The following is an 18,679-nucleotide window of genomic DNA, read 5'->3' on the forward strand; positions in this document are numbered from 1 at the left end:
GTGCGGCGGGCAGCGATCGTGAACGTGCTCTCAAATGCCCGTCACCGCCACGGCCTTGCTGATCAGGTGCTCCTCCAGCGCCTCGTGGCCGCCTTCGGTGCCCAGGCCGGAGTCTTTCACGCCTCCGAAGGGCAGCTCTGCCGATGGCGTGGCCGGCTGGTTGATCCACAGCATGCCGACCTGGACTTGCTCGGCCAAGGTATGCACGTTCTTGAACGAGCGCGTGAAGGCGTAGGCCGCCAGTCCGTAGTCGAGCCGGTTGGCCTCGGCGATGGCCTCATCCAGGCTGGTGAAGGTGCGCAGACCGGCAATCGGGCCAAAGGGCTCTTCATTGAAGAGCAATGAGTCCATCGCTGGCTGCAGCACCAGGGTGGGGGCGAAGAAGTTGCCCGCCTCGCCCACGCGGCGCCCGCCAGTGACGACCTCGCCCCCCTTGGCCTGCACGTCGGCCACGATGCGCTCCATGGCCTGCACGCGGCGGGCGTTGGCCAATGGGCCGAGCTTGGTGTCCTCGGCCAGGCCATTGCCCAGCTTGAGGCTTTCGCAGTGGGCCACGAAGGCATCCTGGAAATCGCGCGCCAGCGACTCATGCACCAGAAAGCGCGTGGGCGCAATGCACACCTGGCCGGCGTTGCGGAACTTGGCCATGGCCACGGCCTTCACGGCCAGGGCCACGTCCGCATCCTCGGCCACGATCACCGGCGCGTGCCCGCCCAGCTCCATCACCACTTTTTTCATCTGCGCTCCAGCCTTGGCGGCCAGTTGCTTGCCCACGGGGGTGGAGCCGGTGAAGGTCACGAAGCGGATGACCGGGCTGGCAATCAGGTAGTCGGAAATCTGCGCCGGGTCGCCATACACCAGGCCGACCACGCCCTCGGGCAGGCCCGCGTCCACAAAGCATTGCAGCAGCGCCGCTGGCGAGGCCGGCGTTTCCTCGGGCGCCTTGCACAGGAACGAGCAGCCCGTGGCCAGGGCCGGGCCCAGCTTGCGCGTGACCTGGTTGAGCGGGAAGTTCCACGGCGTGAAGGCCGCCACCGGCCCAATGGGCTGCTTGAGCACCATTTGCTGGCTGGCCAGGTTGGCGCCGGGCACGATGCGGCCATAGACGCGCCGCCCCTCGTCAGCAAACCAATCGATCATGTTGGCGCAGGACAGCGCCTCGACGCGCGCCTCGGCCAGGGGCTTGCCCTGCTCCATGGTCATCAGCGCAGCGATGTGATCGGCCCGCTCGCGCAGCAAGGCCGCGGCCTGGCGCATGATCTTCTGGCGCTCCACGCTGGAGGTGGCGCGCCAGCGCTCAAAGCCGCGCTGGGCCGCCGCCAGGGCCTTGTCCAGATCGGCCTGGGCGGCATGGGCCACGCGGCCAATGGCCTGGCCCGTGGCCGGGTTCAGCACGTCCAGGGTGCGGCCATCGGCCGCGTCCTGCCATTGGTTGTCGATCAGCAAACGGGTGTCTGGGTATTGGGTGGCTTGGCTTGGGCTGGTGGCTGTCATCGCAATCTTCCGGTCGGGCAAAAGAAACTCTGGAAACTCTGCAAGGCCTGCGGCACGGGCCTTGCAAAAGCCTTGCAAAACGCAAGGCAGACGCATTTTTCCACCAAATCCATGGCCGCAACAACCTCCTATACCCCGGGCGCCGCGCCGAACCGGCGGATAATCAAGCCGCAAGCCTGCATCGGGCCGTCTGCCGCATGGATTGACGGTCAAGCCTTACACGCGGCGATTTTGAGGACAGGCGCTGAGTCCCATCCACCCACAAGGAGATTGCAATGAACCAAACCTTCAAAGTCCAGGGCATGACCTGCGAGCACTGCGTTCAGGCGGTGCAAAAAGCCATTCTGAAGACCGACAACACGGCCAAGGTACAGGTGGATTTGCCCACGGGGCTGGTGAGCATCGCCAGCTCCCAGCCGCGCAGCGCACTCGTTGCCGCCATCGAGGAAGCCGGCTACACAGTGGGCAGCCCTTGAGAGCTTGAGGGCTTGAGAGCCTGAGACATTGCCCGCTTATCCCGAGGTCGTGAACCGGCTCTTACAACTGCTGCTGATTGGCCATTAAAAAAGCGCTGCTTGAAGGCAGCGCTTTTTGATTCATGCACCACTGAGGCGAGAACTGAGGCGAAAAAGCGGCCTCACGCATTGCCGGGCAGGGCCGCTGGCTCTGTCAACTGGCCGTCTGCCTCGACCTGTTCCAGGCGATAGCCCACGCCATAAACGGCCGTGACCACATAGCCATTCTCTGGTTTCAAATGCAGTTTGTTGCGCAGGCGTGAAATATGGGTATCGAGCGAGCGCGATGGCATGGGGGTGAGCTGGCCCCAGACCATTTCCCGCACGTGATCGCGCGAGAGCAAGCGGCCGCAGTTCTGGAACATGAACAGCGCGAGATTGAATTCGCGGTGCTTGATGTCCACCGGCTCGCCGCGCACTTCCAGCGTGCGCTTTTCCGTGTCGAACCGGTACACGCCAAACTCGACGACATGCGCCATTTGGGTTTCAGGGTACGAGCGGCGCAGCAAGGCCTGAATGCGCGCCAGCAATTCGCCCATGCGCACGGGCTTGGTCATGAAGTCATCGGCGCCGCTGCTCAGGCCCTGCACCACGTCCTCCTCGCTGCCGCGGCGCGTGACGAACAAAATGGGCATGTTCGAGCCAATGCTCTGGCGCACGCTTTGCACGACCTGCGGCCCTTCCATATCGGGCAAATACCAATCGACCACCAGCAAATCCAGTGTGCGCGTGCGCAAATCTATGAGCAGGCTGGTGCCATCGGAATACAAATAGCAACTGTGGCCCAATTGCTCGATTGCCGCACGCATGAACTCCTGCACCAGGGGATCATCGTCCAAAACGCCAATTCGCATGTTGATGCTCTCACGCCTTCAATGGTTTAAAAATGCTCTGCATAAATCGCCTCATGGTGATTTGCGGGCCGGACAAGCAGCTTTTCGCAAACCATTGGCCATGGCACAGGCCATTACTGCAATTGGGGCCGCCATCTGCCATGCCAATGCAATAACACACCCTTGCTTGAGTCATCGATCCGTGCAAAGCATCCTTAATTGCTGCAAGCCTGCAGCTGCTTTTCGTCGCTGAACTTTACCTGAAAACCCAGCAGCCAAAATTGATATTTCCCCGGAGAGATTTTCACGAATATTTACAAGGATGTTACAAAACCCGGGCAGGTGCCTCGGTTATTGCTGCGACTGCATCCAAACCAGCAGCGCCAGCACCAACAGACCCAGCAAGACCGCCAGGGCAATCTTGACCCAGCTGTAGGGCTGCTCGCCGGCCAGAGTGCCGGTATAGCCATTGGCCACGATCTGGTAGGTCTTGGCCCCGTAGGTGTAGTGCACCAGCCAGACGGGCACCAGCACGTGCTTGAAAGTGCGCCCCTGGTACTGCGCATCGACCACCAGATTGCGGTGGGTGTCGCCCGGCACGCGGCTGGCGCACAGCGCGCGCAGCTGTTGCTGCATTTGCTGCTCGCCCAGCGTGGCCGCGCGGCGCAGATCCACCTGGTAGCGCTCCACCGTCCAGCCGCGCACGTACTCGGGCGAGTAGGGGCGCAAGTCGGTCAGGGTTGGGAAGGGCTCGATCTTGCGCAGCAGCCCGGCATGCACGCCCACGGTGCCCGGCACCAGTTCGTCGTCGAAGAAATGCTGCAACTGGCCCGAGGCCTGCACCCAGCGGATGTGCTGCACCTGCCGGGTTTGCAGATTGCCCTGGCTGTCGCGGTAGGTCTGGGTGGTGTAGTAGTAGTGGCCCGCATCGGCGCGCCAGCGCGCACTGGCGTGCGCATCGAAAGTCCAGTACGGCAGGTACACGCCCTTGAGCGTGTCGGTCAGCGCCGCCCGCTTGAGCTTGTTGGGCGCAAACCAGCGCGAGCCATACCACTTGCGCACGCGCTCGCGCATTTGTGCATCGCTGAGGCGAAAGGGCAGGATGCTTTGCGGCGTGATCGCATCCTGCAGCTGCTCGTGGGCGACGATGGCCGGCGAGCCGCAGAAATCGCAGCGCTGCGCCACCCGGCCATCGACGAACACCGAAATGGCATGGCAGTTGCGGCATTGCACTTCGCGCCGCTGGTTGCTCCAGCCGCGTTGGTTGGCCGGGTCGCGCAGGGCCTGCTCCAGATCCTGCTCGAGCACGCCGCCGGCCTCGCTGCCATCGCCGGCGCTCGGGTCGGGCGGGCGCCAGGCGGCGGTGGTGCCGCAATAGGGGCAGACCAGTGCCTGCCGGGCGGCATTCCATTCCAGATTGGCGCCGCATTCAGGGCAAGGGTGTTTGCCAATGGCGGTCGTGGGGGCTGCCGCCGCGCTGGCAGGCGCTGGGGGGGGAGCGTTTGTCATGCCGGTTCTCTCGCTGCCTGCCCTTGCAACAGCGCAGGCGAATGCGCAGCGCTTGTGCAATGGACGCCCGCAGGCTGATTGCGGGCGTGTGATGGGAAGGCCATCAGCCGCGCAGGAACTCCTCCAGCGCGCTGCGGGCGATGCGCCAGGCGCTGCCGATCTTGCGCGCCTTGAGATCGCCGGCCTCGATCGAGGCCATCACGTCCTCCACCGAGACGCCCAGCGCTTGCGCGGCCTGCTCGGGCGTGAGCACGTCCAACGCGCCGGCCCCCGCCACGCCCTGGGCGGTGCCAGCGGCCGCCATGCCAGCGGCCGGGGCCTGCTGGGGCTGCTGCATGCTTTTCATCATCTCCTGCGCCATGCCAAAGCCCATGGCCATTTGCGCCGGCATGGTGGCCGCGGCGCCAGCCTCGCCGCCCTGGCCCATGGCCTGGCCCATCTGGTATTTGACGTAGTCGTTGAGGTTGCCGATCACGCTCATGCTCGAACGCTTGTCAATGGCCTGCTCGACCTCCGGCGGCACCGAGACGTTTTCCAGAATGAAGCTGCTGACCTCCAGGCCGTACTTGTCGCGGATGGCCGGGTTGATGATGGGCAGCAGCGCATCGCCCAGCTCGGCATAGCGCTGGGCAATGTCCAGCACTGGCACATGGGCCTTGGCCAGCGCCTCGGTGAACACGCTGACGATGCGCGAGCGCATGGTGTCGTTGAACTCGTCGAGGCGGAAGTTCTGATCCGTGCCGGCCACTTCCTTGAGGAACCTGGGCGCATCGACGATGCGGAAATCGTAGGTGCCAAAGGCGCGCAGGCGCACCACGCCAAAGTCCTGGTCGCGCATCATCACCGGGTTGGAAGTGCCCCATTTGTTGCCGGTGAACAGGCGTGTGTTCAGGTAATACACATCGCACTTGAAGGGCGATTGAAAGCCGTACTTCCAGCCCAGGATGGTCGAGAGGATGGGGATGTTCTCGGTGGTCAGCGTGTGCTTGCCCGGGCCGAACAGGTCGGCGAACTGGCCGGCGGCGACGAACTGCACCATCTGCGACTCGCGCACGATGAGCTGCGCGCCGTTCTTGATTTCCTTGTCCTCGTCGGGCCAGCGAAACGACAGCGTGTCGCGCGAGTCATCGGTCCACTCGATGACTTCAATCAGCTGGTTGCGCACCAAGTTCCAAATCCGCTCCATAAAACGCCTCTGCTCTGTTTGATCGATAGGGGTCAGTCTTGGCTGCGCGCGGCCTGGCGCAGCCAGCCGCATTCTGCATGAAGTGCCCGCACGCCGGCCGGTAGCCTGCGCCCGGCACAGGCCATTCTGGCCGGCGCTCAGCCGGCCTTGAGCAGGCGCGCGGCCTCCAGCGCGAAGTAGCTCAGCACGCCGTCCGCGCCGGCGCGCTTGAAGGCCAGCAGGCTTTCGAGCATCACCGCATCGTGGGCCAGCCAGCCATTGGCCGCCGCCGCCTTGAGCATGGCGTACTCGCCGCTGACCTGGTAGGCGAAGGTCGGCACCTCGAAAGCCTGTTTGACGCGCCAGAGCACGTCCAAATAAGGCATGCCGGGCTTGACCATGACCATGTCCGCGCCTTCCTGGATGTCCAGCGCCACCTCGCGCAGGGCTTCGTTGGTGTTGGCCGGATCCATCTGGTAGGTCTTTTTGTCGCCCTTGCCCAGGTTGGCGGCCGAGCCCACCGCATCGCGAAACGGGCCATAGAAGGCGCTGGCGTACTTGGCGCTGTAGGCCATGATGCGCGTGTGCACGTGGCCGTGGGTCTCCAGCGCCTGGCGGATGGCGCCGATGCGCCCGTCCATCATGTCGCTGGGCGCGACGATGTCCACCCCGGCCTGGGCCTGCACCAGCGCCTGGCGCACCAGTTGCTGCACGGTGGCGTCGTTGTGAATGTAGCCGCGCTCGTCGGGCAGGCCGTCCTGGCCGTGGCTGGTGTAAGGGTCCAGCGCCACGTCGGTCATCACCCCCAGCTGCGGAAAACGCTGCTTGAGCGCGGCCACCACGCGCGGCACCAGGCCGTCGGGGTTGGCCGCTTCCTCGCCATCGGGGGTTTTCAGGCTGGCATCGATGACCGGAAACAGCGCCAGGCAGGGGATGCCCAGGGCCACGCACTCCTCGGCCACGCGCAGCAATTGATCCAGACTGAGCCGCTGCACCCCCGGCATCGACGGCACGGGCGTGCGCAGGCCCTGGCCTTCCTGCACGAATACGGGATAGATCAAGTCCTTGACGGTGAGCTGACTCTCGCGCACCAGATCGCGCGTGAAGGCGTCGTAGCGCAAGCGGCGCGGCCGGGTCAGCGGAAAGGAGAAATGGGCATGTGACATGGGCAGTCCAGAAAAGGCAAAAGCGCGCACCCATCACAACATGCTCTGCACCAGACGCAGGTACTCGCCCACAGTGCGGCATTGGCTGGCGCTTTGGGTGCTGATGTTGATGTTCAGCGCCAGGCATGTCTCGTCGTTGATGATGGTCATCTTCAGCCAATCGCGAATGGGCGTATGGGCATCGATGTCCCCGCGCGGGCATTCCAGCACCTGCGACACGATATGAAAGACCTGCAATTCAATCGACATGCCGCCATTGTGCATGGTTTTGCCCATCGGGCCGCCCCATGATGATGAGCGCCCAGGCGCGCCGCGTGCAGGCACCGCGCCCGGGATTTGAGGCGCATGGCCGAGATTGCTACACTGCGGCCCCTTTGCCTGCCAGCCCTGCATTCCGCCTGCTTTTCCGCCCATGCTCCAATTTTTCTTTCGGCGCCTTGCCTCGCTGCTGCTGTCCCTGGCGGGCGCATCGGTGCTGGTCATGTTCGTGCTGGAAGTGCTGCCGGGCAATGCCGCGCAGACCATGCTCGGGCCCGATGCCGCGCCCGAGGCCGTACAGGCGCTGTACGAGCAACTGGGGCTGGATCAGCCCGTGCTGCGGCGCTACGGCGACTGGATCGGCGGCCTGCTGCGCGGCGACATGGGCGAGAGCTACGCCTACGGCATTCCGGCCAGCGAGCTGATTCTGGAGAGCCTGAAGCTGACCCTGCCGCTGGCCCTGCTGGCCATCGCGCTGGCCATCGCCATGGCGCTGTGCGCCGGCATCTACGCCGCAGCGCGGCACAACCGCGCCGGCGACGTGCTCACCATGGGGCTGACGCAGATCGGCATCGCGGTGCCCAACTTCTGGCTGGCCATCTTGCTCATCATGCTGTTTGCCGTGCGGCTGCGCTGGTTCTCCGCCGGGGGCTTTCCCGGCTGGAGCAGCGAGTACGGCGGCGGTCCCTGGCCAGCGCTGAAGGCCTTGCTGCTGCCCGCGCTGGCCCTGGCCATGGTGCAGGCTGCCATGCTGGCGCGCATGACGCGCTCGGCCATGCTGGAGGTGCTGCGCGAGGACTACATCCGCACGGCCCAGGCCAAGGGCCTGGCGCGCTGGCAGGTGCTGCTGGGCCATGCGCTGCGCAATGCGCTGATCCCGGTGGTCACGGTCGCCGGCCTGCAATTTGCCAACCTGCTGGCCGGCACCATCGTGGTGGAAAACGTCTTCCAGCTGCCTGGCCTGGGGCGGCTGATCTTTCAGGCCATCGAAAACCGCGACATGGTGGTGGTGCGCAACTGCGTGCTGCTGCTCTCGGCCATGGTGATCGTGGTGAACTTCCTGGTCGATCTGGCCTACGCCTGGCTGGATCCGCGCATTCGCCACACGCGCACGCGCCGCGCGGCCCTGTCCGCCCCCGCCTGAATGAGCGCCGCCATGCCCACGCTGCCCGCCACCGCCGCCCACACGCTACGCACCGCCTGGCGCCAGCCATCGCTGCTGGTGGGCGGCCTGCTGACGCTGCTGCTGCTGTGCACGGCCCTGCTGTCGATGGTCTGGACGCCGCACCCGCCCGGCGAGCAATACACCGACCGGCGCCAGGCCGCGCCCAGCGCCGAGCACTGGCTGGGCACGGACGTCTACGGCCAGGACATGCTCTCGCAGCTGATGGTGGGCGCGCAAAGCTCCGTGCTGGTGGGCGTGGTGGCCGTGGGCATCGGCCTGCTGCTGGGCGTGGCCCTGGGCCTGCTGGCCGCCACGCGCAAAGGCTGGGTCGAGGAACTCATCATGCGCCTGGCCGACCTGACCTTTGCCTTCCCGGCCATCCTCACGGCCATCATGATGCGCGCCGTCTATGGCTCCGGCGTGGTGATCTCCATCATCGCCATCGGCATTGCCAGCGTGCCCATCTTCGCGCGCCTGACGCGCGCCTCGGCCAATGCCCTGCTCGAGCGCGACTTCGTGCTGGCCGCGCGCGCCTGCGGCCGCCGCCCCTGGGCCATCGCCTGGGAGCACGTGCTGCCCAACCTGCTGCCCATTCTGATCGTGCAGGCCACCATCCAATTTGCCATTGCCATCCTGGCCGAGGCCGCGCTGTCCTACCTCGGCCTGGGCACGCAATACCCCACCCCATCGTGGGGGCGCATGCTCAGCGAGGCCCAGTCCACGCTGTTCGACGCCCCCATGCTGGCCGTTTACCCCGGCGTGACCATCGCCCTGGCCGTGTTCGGGCTGAACCTGCTGGGCGATGGGCTGCGCGACCGACTTGACCCGCGGCTGACGGGCAGCCAGCGATGAGCCACGCCGCCGCAGCCAGCGCCATGACCAACGCTCCCCCCAGCGCCGTGCCCAGCGCCGCGCTGCTGGCCATCGAAGGCCTGCGCGTCAGCCTGGGCAGCGCGCCGCACAGCACCGCCGTGCTGCACGACATCCACCTGCAAGTGCAACCCGGCCAGACCCTGGGCCTGGTGGGCGAGTCGGGCAGCGGCAAATCCATGACGGCGCTGGCCATCATGGGCCTGCTGCCCACGCCCGCGCAATGCAGCGGCAGCATCCGCCTGCAAGGCCAGGAGCTGCTGGGGCTGTCGCAGCGGCAGCTGCAGCGCCTGCGCGGCAACCGCATGGCCATGGTGTTCCAAGAGCCCATGAGCGCCCTCAACCCCGTGCACGCCATTGGCCAGCAGGTGGCCGAGCCGCTGCGCCTGCACCAGGGCCTGGGCCGGCGCGCCGCGCTGCAGCAAGCCGCCGCCTTGCTCGAGCGCGTGGGCATTGCCCGCGCCGGCCAGCGCCTGGCCGACTACCCGCACCAATTCTCCGGCGGCCAGCGCCAGCGCATCACCATCGCCATGGCGCTGGCCTGCAAGCCCGCTTTGCTGATTGCCGACGAGCCCACCACGGCGCTGGACGGCATCGTGCAGCAGCAAATCCTGGACCTGCTCGACGAGCTGGTGTTGGAGCGCCACATGGGCCTGCTGCTGATCTCGCACGACCTGGCCGTGATCTCCGACTACTGCGACAGCGTGGCCGTGATGACCCAGGGCCAAATTGTCGAGTACGGCGCCACGGCCAGCGTCTTCGCGCAACCGCAGCACCCCTACACCCAGCAGTTGATGCAATCGCGCCAGCGCCTGATGGCCTTTTGTCAGATCGCAACGCCCGCCCCTGCCGCCGCACCCGGCGGCAATGGCGGCGGAAACGGCGGCAACGCCCACGGAGGCGCGGCATGAGCGCGCCCAGCACCTCGCGCTGCAACCTGCTGGAGGTGCGCGACCTCAGCCACCACTACCGCCAGCCGCGCCGCTGGCCGGCGCTGCCCTGGCCGGGCCGCAGCCCGGCCCAGCAGACTGGGCAAGGGCCGGTGCTGGAGCACATCAGCTTCTCGCTGCCACCGGGACACAGCCTGGGCATCGTTGGCGAATCGGGCGCTGGCAAATCCACGCTGGCGCGCATCGTCATGGCGCTGGAGCGCCCCAGCCGCGGCAGCGTGCGCCTGCTCGGGCGCGATCTGCACCAGATGCCGCCCGAGCAGCTGCGCCTGGCGCGCGCCGACTTCCAGATGGTCTTTCAGGACCCGTACAGCTCGCTGAACCCGCGCCAGCGCATCGAGCGCATCGTCACCGAGCCGCTGCGCGCCCTGGGCGAGCGCGAGCCGCTGCCCATGCGCCGCCGCGCCGAGCAAATGCTCGAACAGGTCGGCCTGCACAGCCGCGACCTGGACAAATACCCGCATGAATTCTCCGGCGGCCAGCGCCAGCGCATCGCCATCGCCCGCGCGCTGATGACGCGCCCGCGCCTGATCGTCGCCGACGAGCCGGTCTCCGCCCTGGACGTCAGCATCCAGGCCCAGGTGCTGGACCTGCTGCTGGAGCTGAAGAAAACCTACGGCATCTCCTTCCTGCTCATCAGCCACGACATGGCCGCCATCCACCACCTGTGCGAGGACATGCTGGTCATGCACCAAGGGCGCATCATCGAGCGCGGCAGCCCGGCGCAGCTGTTTCACGCCCCGCAGCAGCCCTACACCCAGGCCCTGATCGCCGCCATGCCGCAACTGGGTCAGGGCCGACGCCGCGAGCGCCTGGCGCAGCGAGAAGCAAGCGCGCCCCCGCCTGACACGCCACCATCCACGGTTCCCGGCAGCGATGGCGACGTGCCCCGATAACCAGGGCTCCACGCCGCTAGGCCACAACCGCACCGCATGCAAGACCACCTGCGCGCCCATCGCAAGGCCATTGCGCTGCTGGCCCGCCAGGGCCGGCTGGACATCCAGCGCGGCCCGGGCTACCAGATCAACCGTTTGTGCGAGCCGTTTGGCGCCGGCTTCAGCGATTTCTACGACTTTGGCCGCATTGCGCTGGGGCGCGGCTGCTTTGCGCTGCGCCAGAGTCTGACGCTGACCCAGAAGCCGCAGGACGTCGCGCATTTGTGCGGCATCAACATCGTGATCCGCGGGCGCTACCGGATTGCCTTCGCGGAGCCGGCCATTGAGGCCGAGGGCGCGCCCGGCCGGGTCTGGCTGCGCCGTGGGCGTTTTGGTCACATCGGCACCGAGCTGGGCGCGGGCCAGCGCTTTGCCATGCTGTCGCTGGACTTCAGCCCCGAGTTGCTGGCGCGCTTTGCCCAGACCGAGGCGCCCAGCCCGGTGCTGGCGTTTTTCCGGGACGAGCGGCCCGGCCCGGCGCAGGTGCGGCCCTTGCACCCGGCGCCGGCGCGGCTGCTGGGGCGGGCCGCGCAACTGCTGGACCTGCCGGCGGCGCGCGATGCCATCGATCTGCTGGAACTGGAGGGCGCGGCGCTCAGCCTGCTGGGGCTGCTGCTGCGCAGCGGCGACGGGCAGGCCGCCGGGCAGGCGCCGCTGGCCTGGCGCACCGAGACGGACCGGGCCATCGATGCCGCGCTGCACATCCTGGAGCAGGAGTGCGCGCAGAAGATCACCATTGCCCAGCTGGCGCGCCGGGTGGGGCTGAACGAATGCGATCTCAAACGCGCCTTTCGCCAGCGCACCGGCAAGACCATCGCCGTGTGGCTGCGCGAGCGGCGCATGGCGCTGGCCCTGGCCTTGCTGGAGGAGGGCTGCACGCTGGCGCAGGCGGCGGTGCGCAGCGGTTATGGCAGCCCGCGCTACTTCGTGCAGGTGTTTCAGCGCCACTTTGGCTACAGCCCCGTGCCAGCCGCGGGGCCTGAAAAATAAGAACATTGCAAATCAGGCACTTGCCCGATTTTTCCGAATTGCTCCTGATCTCAACAAGAACCATTCTCATCAAGTTTCCATAATGCGGCGTCTTGTTTGTTTTGTAAAAACCTGTTCAAGGTCTTGGCGCGCGCGGGCAAACAGTGGTTCGGGATAGGCTGCAAGGCGCAAAACGCAGCCATAGCCCCCGCTATGGCTGGGCTTTGCGGGCGCCGCAGAGCGCCCCAATCCGCTGTTCTGGCCGCCGTGCAGGGGCTTTGAACAAGTTTGAAGGAGTTCCTGCAAATGCCTGCCCGCCGCTTTGCGCCTTGCCCCTTGGCCGTGTGCCTGGCCTTTTCGTTTGCCCTGCCCGCCAGTGCGCAGCAGCCTGCGGCCCCGGAGGAGAAGGAAACGCCCAGCCTGCCGCCGGTCACGGTGACGGCGCGGGGCGTCCAGGAGCAGGCGCAGGATGCGCCGCTGTCGCTGGCGCTGATCGACGGCCTGAGCGCCGAGCGGCGCGCTTTTGTCTCGGTGGAAGACAGCCTGCACAGCGTGCCGGGGGTGGAGATCCACAGCGGCGGCTCGGGCAATACCTACCTGTGGATTCGCGGCACTGGCTCGCTGTCGCACACCTCGCTGGACGACACCTCGGTGGGCATTCGCATCGATGGCGCTTCGCAGGGCCTGGTGGGGCTGGATCGCAACCTGTACGACCTGCGCCAGATCGAGGTGGCCAAGGGGCCGCAGGGCACGCTGCACGGCCACCAGGCCGATGCCGGGGCCGTGCACATCCAGACCAACGACCCGGCGCCGCTGTTCGATGCGCAGGCCGGGGCCGGCGTGGGCAGCGACCGCTTGCGCCGCACCGAGGCCATGCTGAACGCGCCGCTGGGTGAGCGGCTGTTTTTGCGCCTCTCGGGCATGGCCCAGTGGCAGGACGACTACATCCACAACCGCCGCAGCGGCCAGCCGCTCAACACCCTGATAAACCAGGGCCTGCGCGCCAAGCTGCTGTGGCAGCGCGATGCGCGCACCGACGTGATGCTCACCGCCTACCGCGACCGGCGCCTGAACGATGTGCCGCTGGTGATCTTCCCGCCGCATGGCGGCAGGCCCGTGTTCGATGCCGGCAGCATGCCGCAGACCTCGCTGCGGCAGACCAGCGGCGTCCATCTGGATATCCGCCGCCGCTGGGCGGGGGCGCAGCTGCATGCGCTCACCGCCTGGTCGCAGCATCGCGGGCGGGTGCAGCGTTCCTACGTGCCGCTGGACAACCTGCCCTATCTGTTCGAGCGCCTGCGCGTGCCGGCGCCGATGCAGCCGATGCTCGGCGCGTTCTACGACAACCCGGCCAACAACCTGCAACGCATCGATGACGACATCCGCATGCTGGAGCAGGATGTGCGCCTGAGCTCGCTACCCGGCAGCGCCGTGCAATGGGTGGCCGGGGCCTATTTGCAGCGCCGCAACCGGGGCTTTGGCTACGACGCGCGGCGCGGCCTGCTGCCGCTGCCCGCGCCGATGCCGCCACTGAATGCCGATGTCTACAACGCCGATTTGCAGCGCGATTACCGCATCCGCACCCAGGCGCTGTATGGCGAATTGACCTATCCGCTGACGCCGCGGCTCAAAACCATCAGCGGCCTGCGCCTGTCGCACGAGCGCATGGACTACCGCGCCCACTGGCAACCCAATCCGGCCAGCCCCTTGGCGGCAGGGGGCGACAAGGTGCAGCAGCGGCGCTTGCGCGAAACCACCGTGACCGGGCGCCTGGGGCTGGCGCTTCGCCTGACAGCGCAGTGGCACGCTTATGCGCTGTACTCGCGCGGCCACAAGCCCGGCGGTTTTGGCGACTACGCCACCAACATCGCCTACGGCCAGCCGGACAACCCCTACCGCGCCGGGCGCATCGACGCGCTGGAGCTGGGCCTCAAGGGCGGCGCGGCCGATGGCCGCTGGGGCATGAGCGCCGCGCTGTTTCGCAATGCCGTGCGCGACGACAAGATCAGCGTTGCCCTTTATCCCAGCTTCATCACCGAGCCGTTCAACGTCGATACCCGTTCGCAGGGGCTGGAGCTGAGCGGCTTTGCCCGGCTGGGCGCGCGCTGGCGGGCCAATGCCGCAGCCAGCTTCATCGATGCCGAGGTCACGGCCGTGCCCGCGGTGCGGCAGAACCAGACCCGCACCGGCAACCGCGTGCCGCAGGTGCCGCGCGCCAGCGCCGCGCTGGGGCTGGAATACCGCCAGCCGCTGGCCCTGCCCGCCCTCGGCCAGGGGCAGTTCTTTGCCCGCGCCGACCTGCGCCACGTTGGCCGCCGCGCCGCCGGGCCGGACAACCGGCTGATGCTGGGCGGGCACACCCTGGCCGATGCCGCCATCGGCTGGAGCGGCCGCCATCTGGAATGGACGCTGTGGGGCAAGAACCTGGGCAACCGCCACTGGATGCGCTACGCCATGATGCCCGAGGGTTACACCGAGCCGCTGGGCCGCCCCGCGCCGGGCCGCGCGCTGGGGCTGAATGTGCGCTACAGCTTCTGACGACCCCGGAAGCTCGGCAATGACCCTGAGGGCTTCGGACGCGCCGCCCGCCGCGCGCAGCGCCTGGCTGCTGTTTGCCACGCTGTATGCCAGCCAGTACCTGGGCATCGGCTTCATCGGCCTGGCGCTGGCGGCGGTGCTGCGCGAGCAGGGCGCCTCGCTGGCGCAACTGGGCCTGCTCAACCTGCTGCTGCTGCCCATGTCGCTCAAGTTTCTCTGGGCGCCGCTGGTGGATCGGCATGGCCGCCGCAGCCACGGCACGGGGCGCTGGCCGGGGCGCGGCCACTACCGCAACTGGCTGCTGCCAATGCAGGCGCTGATGGCGCTGATGCTGGCGCTGGCGGCCTTCATGCCCCCGCAAGGCGGCTTGCAGGCGCTGCTGCTGGCGGCGCTGCTCGTGTATGCCGTGGCCACCGCCACGCAGGATCTGGCGCTCGATGGCATGGCCACGCTCACCTTCGCGCCTGCGCAGCGCCCGCTGATCAACAGCATCCAGGTCGGCGCCGGCATGCTGGGCAATATCGTCGGCGGCGCGCTGGTGCTGTGGCTGTACCCGTATATCGGCTGGCGCGGCTGCCTGTGGCTGCTGGCGGCGCTGGTGGTGTTTCCCTGGCTGCTGCTCTGGGCCTGGCGCGAGCCGCAGCCGCCCACCGACACCGTCAATGCCCAGGCTGGGCGCAGCCCGTGGCGGCAACTGCTCACCTTCTGGCAGGGGCAGCTGCCCTGGCTGGCGCTGGTGGCGCTTGGCGCCACGGCGTTTGCCGCCCTGGCGATGCTGACCCCGGCGCTGGTCGATGCGGGCTGGGAGCTGCCCCAAATCGGCAGCGCCATCCGCCTTTTCGGCGCGGTCGTGGGCCTGCTGGCGGCGCTGCTGGCCGCGTGGTGGCTGCGCCGCCTGGGCCGTGCGCAGGCCATCGCGCTGTCGGCACTGTTGCAGGCGCTGGCCTTGCTGGCGCTGCTGCCGGTACTGCTGGGGCGCAGCAGCCCGGCCTGGGTGCATGCCGCCATCGCCGCCTACTACCTGGCCTTCTCGCCGCTGTATGCCAGCCTGGGCACGGTGATGATGGACAAGGCGCGCGCCACTGGCGCGCCAGCCACCCTCTACACCCTGCAAAACGCCACCGCCATGCTGCTGGCCCTGCTGGGCAGCAGCGCCTGCCTGTGGCTGGCCCAGCGCATCGGCTATGCCGGCGCGCTGCTGCTGTGCATGGGCTGCCTGCTGCTGGCTGCCATGCTGGCATTGCGCTGGCCCGGCATCACCGCCACGGACGGCGCTTGCGGCCAGCCAGCCCCCGCCTGCCAACACGATTGCACCGCCTTGCCATGAAGACTGCCTTCCAGACTGACACCCCCGCCTCGGCCCGTACCCCGCTGGCCGACCAGGATCACAAACTCGACATCCTCGAACACATCAACGACGAACACCCCGAAGAAGTGCTGGCCATTGCCCAGGCCTACGGCGCTGCCGACGCCCGCAGCGCCCGGCTGGAAGACATTTTTCAGGAAGGCTGCCTGCTGGCCGTCACCTGCGCAGAGACGGCCAATGGCTCTTCGGCCAACGGTGCGACCGATAGTGCGGCGGCCCGCCCCCTGTTCGTGCCCTTTGCCCTCAAGGGCGATCTGGAAGAAAACGTGCTGTACCTGGCCTACGAAGCCCTGGCGCGGCAGGGCAAGCCGCTGTCTGGGCAGCACAAGCAGTTCTTCAGCGTGCTCGGCAGCGAGATGCTGACCCCGCACATGCTGCGCCTGCACCTGCAAAGCACCGTGCCCCTGCCCGAAGACGCGCCCGGCCATGCCTGGTTTTTCTCCCTCAAGACGCTGGAGCGCCTGCCCGCCAAACTCCCGGCGGCGCGCCAGCGCATGTCCCTGATCGGGCAATGGTTCAGCCGCCTGCTGCTGTGGTGGCTCAAGCGCGCGTCGCCTGCGCGGCGCGAGCAGGTGATGCTGTCCTTCACCAAGGACCAGCGCTACTACACCCTGCGCCGCGCCCGCAAAAGCAGCGCCGATGCGCCCTTTGCCGACCTGGCCGAGGTGGATGTCTTTTTGCACCGGAGCGCCGATGGCGCGCCCACCCCCGGCAGCCGCTGGGCCAGCGCCCTGCGCGCAGGCGACGTCATCTTCAGCCAGGCCCAGTACCACGAACACACCGAGCACCTGGCGCAGGGCCAGTGCGTATTGATTGGCGATGAAACCGCGCTGCCCACCGTGGCCGCATTGCTGGAAGACTGGCGCAACCCGCAGCCGCCGGTGGTCTTCTGCATCACCGCCGATGCGCTCGACCAGCCCTATCTGGCCGATGCGTCATTGCCAGCGGGCGCGCGCCTGCACCGCATCAGCGCCAGCGGCGACGTGGCCGCCGCCGTGATCGCCGAGCTGGAACGCCTGCCCGCCATCGACGCCGTCTGGGGCGCGCTGGAAAACAACGACGCCAAGGCCATCCGCCAGCACCTGCGCCACGCCCGCGGCCTGGCCGGCAGCCGCAACCGCGTCAAAGGCTATTGGCGGCGCAGTGGCAATGCGACCGGGTAGACGGCGCTTCAACTCCCGTCGCGTCCAGCGCGCCAAGCAGAGCGCTCTATGTGACATTGGCATCCTGGCGTCGCTCGCGCCGGCGCAGCAGCTGCCAGGCGCCCAGCAGCAAGGCCAGCACCGCCGCCAGCATGGCGGCGCGAAACACCGGCGGCAGGCGCGCGTCCAGAGCCAAGCGCCACCACGGCATATGGCTGAGATCCTCGTGGCTGTAAGCGAAATAAATGATCCAGCCCAGCGCCGCGAACACCAGGCCCAGCGCCAGCAGCCAGCCCAGCTCCAGCCGCACGGCAAACAGCGAGGAATGGCTGCTGAACTGCTCCCTGGACACCAGCAGCAGCCCCAGCAGCACCGCCAGCATGGCCATCTCGTACCAGGCAAAGCCATTGGGCAGCGACAGCCACAGCGCCAGGCCCGTGGCCAGCAGCGCCAGCCACCAGGCCGCATCCAGCCGCTCCAGCAGGGCCCGCGCCAGCACCAGCAGCAACAGGCCGCAGACGCTGCCCAGCAGCCGCGAGGCCTCGATCCAGAACTGCGGCACATGCCAGCGCTGCAGGGCCAGCGCCGCAGCCTGGTTGTCGGGCCTGGCGCCGGCGGCCAGCAGCACCGCCCCGGCGGCAAAGGCCAGCCCGCCCAGCACCAACGGCGCCGCCCAGGCGATGTTGCGCGCGATCTGCATGCCCGTGACGTGCAGGCGCCGGCGCGCGCGGCCCGGCCGGCTGTTCAACCGCATCCACAGCGCATAGCCGGTCAGCAGCAGCGCCGCCGCCACCAGCGGCAGCAGGTAGTACACAACGCGGTACAGCACCAGCGCCGCCGCCAGCGCCGTGGCCGGCAGGCCCGAGGCCGACAGGCCGGTGAACATCACCGCCTCGAACACCCCCAGCCCGCCGGGCACGTGGCTGAGGATGCCGGCCGTCAGCGCCAGCATGTACACCATCAGAAAGGCCCACCAGCTCAGCGGGCTGGGCGGCAGCAAAAACCACAGCGCCAGGCCGGCCAGCACGGTATCGGTGGCCGTGATCAGCAGCTGCCGCAGCGCCAGGCCCAGCGAGGGCAGTTGCACTTGCCAAGGCCCCAGGCGCAAGGTTTGCCACCGCGCGCAGCACCACAGAAACACCAGCGCCGCGGCCAGCACCAGCGCTGCCAGCGCCACGATGGCCGCCACCGGCAACTGCGTGTGCAGCGCCGCGCGCTGCGCGCCCACCAGCAGCGCCAGGGCCCCCAGCACGGTGATGCCGGCGCCGAAGGCCAGCGCGTTGAAGGCGATCAGCCGCGTGACTTGCAGCGCCGTCAGGCCCCACTGCGTGAACATGCGCATGCGCACGGCGCCGCCGGCCAGCACCCCCAGGCCCACGGTATTGCCCAGCGTGTAGGCCATGAAGGAGGTCACCAGCACGGCCGTGCGCGGCGGCGGCTGCGCTGGCGCCAGGTATTTCAGCGCCGAGAAGTCGTAACCGGTCATGACCAGGTAGCTGGCCGCGGCCGCCAGCGCCGCATAGCCCAGCGCCTGCGCGGGCGCCTGGCCCATCAGCTGCAGCACCTGCGCGGCATCGACCTCGGCCAGCGCATGGTGCAGGGCCCACACCACCAGCAGCGCCACCGCCGCCGTCAGCGCCAGCGACAGGCCACGGCGCAGCCGCGGGTGGTAGAGCACCCGCACGAACCCATCCAACAAAGAAGACGCCCAAGCCATGGAGATTCCCAACAATGCCGCTGGCTGCGGCCCGCCGCGCTGCGCGCCGCCAGCGGCGCATTATTCCCACGGCCATGGCGGCGCGCC

At 67.9% G+C, this 18,679-nt stretch carries 16 protein-coding genes; 9 read left to right on the forward strand and 7 right to left on the reverse strand.

Going from position 1 to position 18,679, the window contains the following annotated elements; all coding sequences use genetic code 11:
* Positions 1-30: 30 nt before the first annotated feature.
* Positions 31-1,494 carry an NAD-dependent succinate-semialdehyde dehydrogenase gene (locus CK625_RS07755; RefSeq protein WP_095539745.1) on the reverse strand — a complete coding sequence of 488 codons (1,464 nt, stop codon included), beginning with the start codon at positions 1,492-1,494 and terminating at the stop codon, positions 31-33.
* Between the two features lie 275 nt (positions 1,495-1,769).
* Here CK625_RS07755 and CK625_RS07760 point away from each other — a divergent pair, with 275 nt between their 5' ends.
* Positions 1,770-1,970: a heavy-metal-associated domain-containing protein gene (locus tag CK625_RS07760; RefSeq protein WP_095539746.1), complete on the forward strand. Its 201-nt coding sequence runs from the start codon at positions 1,770-1,772 to the stop codon at positions 1,968-1,970.
* Positions 1,971-2,131: 161 nt separating this feature from the next.
* Here CK625_RS07760 and CK625_RS07765 read toward each other — a convergent pair whose 3' ends face one another.
* The 5 genes from CK625_RS07765 to CK625_RS13705 all read right to left on the reverse strand — a co-directional run bounded on the left by CK625_RS07765 (position 2,132) and on the right by CK625_RS13705 (position 7,096).
* A complete protein-coding gene (locus tag CK625_RS07765) occupies positions 2,132-2,863 on the reverse strand; it encodes a response regulator transcription factor (RefSeq protein WP_095539747.1) in 732 nt (243 codons plus the stop codon).
* 330 nt (positions 2,864-3,193) lie between these two features.
* The gene (locus CK625_RS07770) at positions 3,194-4,351 is read right to left on the reverse strand and encodes a zinc ribbon domain-containing protein (protein ID WP_095539748.1); all 1,158 of its coding nucleotides are present in this window, start codon (positions 4,349-4,351) and stop codon (positions 3,194-3,196) included.
* Positions 4,352-4,454: 103 nt separating this feature from the next.
* Positions 4,455-5,537, reverse strand: coding sequence for an SPFH and helix-turn-helix domain-containing protein (locus CK625_RS07775; protein ID WP_095539749.1), 1,083 nt, complete (start codon positions 5,535-5,537; stop codon positions 4,455-4,457).
* 137 nt (positions 5,538-5,674) lie between these two features.
* Positions 5,675-6,682: a porphobilinogen synthase gene (gene hemB, locus CK625_RS07780; protein ID WP_095539750.1), complete on the reverse strand. Its 1,008-nt coding sequence runs from the start codon at positions 6,680-6,682 to the stop codon at positions 5,675-5,677.
* Positions 6,683-6,715: 33 nt separating this feature from the next.
* A complete protein-coding gene (locus CK625_RS13705; RefSeq protein WP_143326226.1) occupies positions 6,716-7,096 on the reverse strand; it encodes a hypothetical protein in 381 nt (126 codons plus the stop codon).
* On the opposite strand from CK625_RS13705, the gene CK625_RS07790 reads away from it, so the two are divergent.
* From CK625_RS07790 to CK625_RS07825, 8 genes are all read left to right on the forward strand, one after another.
* Positions 7,095-8,084 carry an ABC transporter permease gene (locus CK625_RS07790; RefSeq protein WP_095539752.1) on the forward strand — a complete coding sequence of 330 codons (990 nt, stop codon included), beginning with the start codon at positions 7,095-7,097 and terminating at the stop codon, positions 8,082-8,084. The two genes, CK625_RS13705 and CK625_RS07790, sit on opposite strands and share 2 nt — an antisense overlap.
* Positions 8,085-8,957, forward strand: a complete 873-nt coding sequence (locus tag CK625_RS07795; protein ID WP_095539753.1) for an ABC transporter permease — start codon at positions 8,085-8,087, stop codon at positions 8,955-8,957.
* A gap of 23 nt (positions 8,958-8,980) precedes the next feature.
* Positions 8,981-9,886: an ATP-binding cassette domain-containing protein gene (locus CK625_RS07800; protein WP_095539855.1), complete on the forward strand. Its 906-nt coding sequence runs from the start codon at positions 8,981-8,983 to the stop codon at positions 9,884-9,886.
* Positions 9,883-10,821: an ABC transporter ATP-binding protein gene (locus tag CK625_RS07805; protein WP_095539754.1), complete on the forward strand. Its 939-nt coding sequence runs from the start codon at positions 9,883-9,885 to the stop codon at positions 10,819-10,821. Before CK625_RS07800 ends, CK625_RS07805 begins: the two co-directional genes overlap by 4 nt.
* A gap of 36 nt (positions 10,822-10,857) precedes the next feature.
* Positions 10,858-11,850, forward strand: a complete 993-nt coding sequence (locus tag CK625_RS07810) for a helix-turn-helix transcriptional regulator (RefSeq protein ID WP_095539755.1) — start codon at positions 10,858-10,860, stop codon at positions 11,848-11,850.
* 285 nt (positions 11,851-12,135) lie between these two features.
* The gene (locus CK625_RS07815; protein ID WP_143326227.1) at positions 12,136-14,367 is read left to right on the forward strand and encodes a TonB-dependent receptor; all 2,232 of its coding nucleotides are present in this window, start codon (positions 12,136-12,138) and stop codon (positions 14,365-14,367) included.
* A gap of 19 nt (positions 14,368-14,386) precedes the next feature.
* On the forward strand, positions 14,387-15,694 hold the full coding sequence (locus CK625_RS07820; protein ID WP_172425118.1) for an MFS transporter: 1,308 nt from the start codon (positions 14,387-14,389) through the stop codon (positions 15,692-15,694).
* A complete protein-coding gene (locus tag CK625_RS07825; RefSeq protein ID WP_095539758.1) occupies positions 15,691-16,896 on the forward strand; it encodes a siderophore-interacting protein in 1,206 nt (401 codons plus the stop codon). Before CK625_RS07820 ends, CK625_RS07825 begins: the two co-directional genes overlap by 4 nt.
* Positions 16,897-16,942: 46 nt before the next feature.
* On the opposite strand, the gene CK625_RS07830 is transcribed toward CK625_RS07825, so the two are convergent.
* Positions 16,943-18,592, reverse strand: coding sequence for a lysylphosphatidylglycerol synthase domain-containing protein (locus tag CK625_RS07830; protein WP_095539759.1), 1,650 nt, complete (start codon positions 18,590-18,592; stop codon positions 16,943-16,945).
* Positions 18,593-18,679 lie beyond the last annotated feature (87 nt).

The sequence above is a fragment of the Vandammella animalimorsus genome, from assembly GCF_002285265.1.
In the GTDB taxonomy this organism is placed as follows: domain Bacteria; phylum Pseudomonadota; class Gammaproteobacteria; order Burkholderiales; family Burkholderiaceae_C; genus Lampropedia.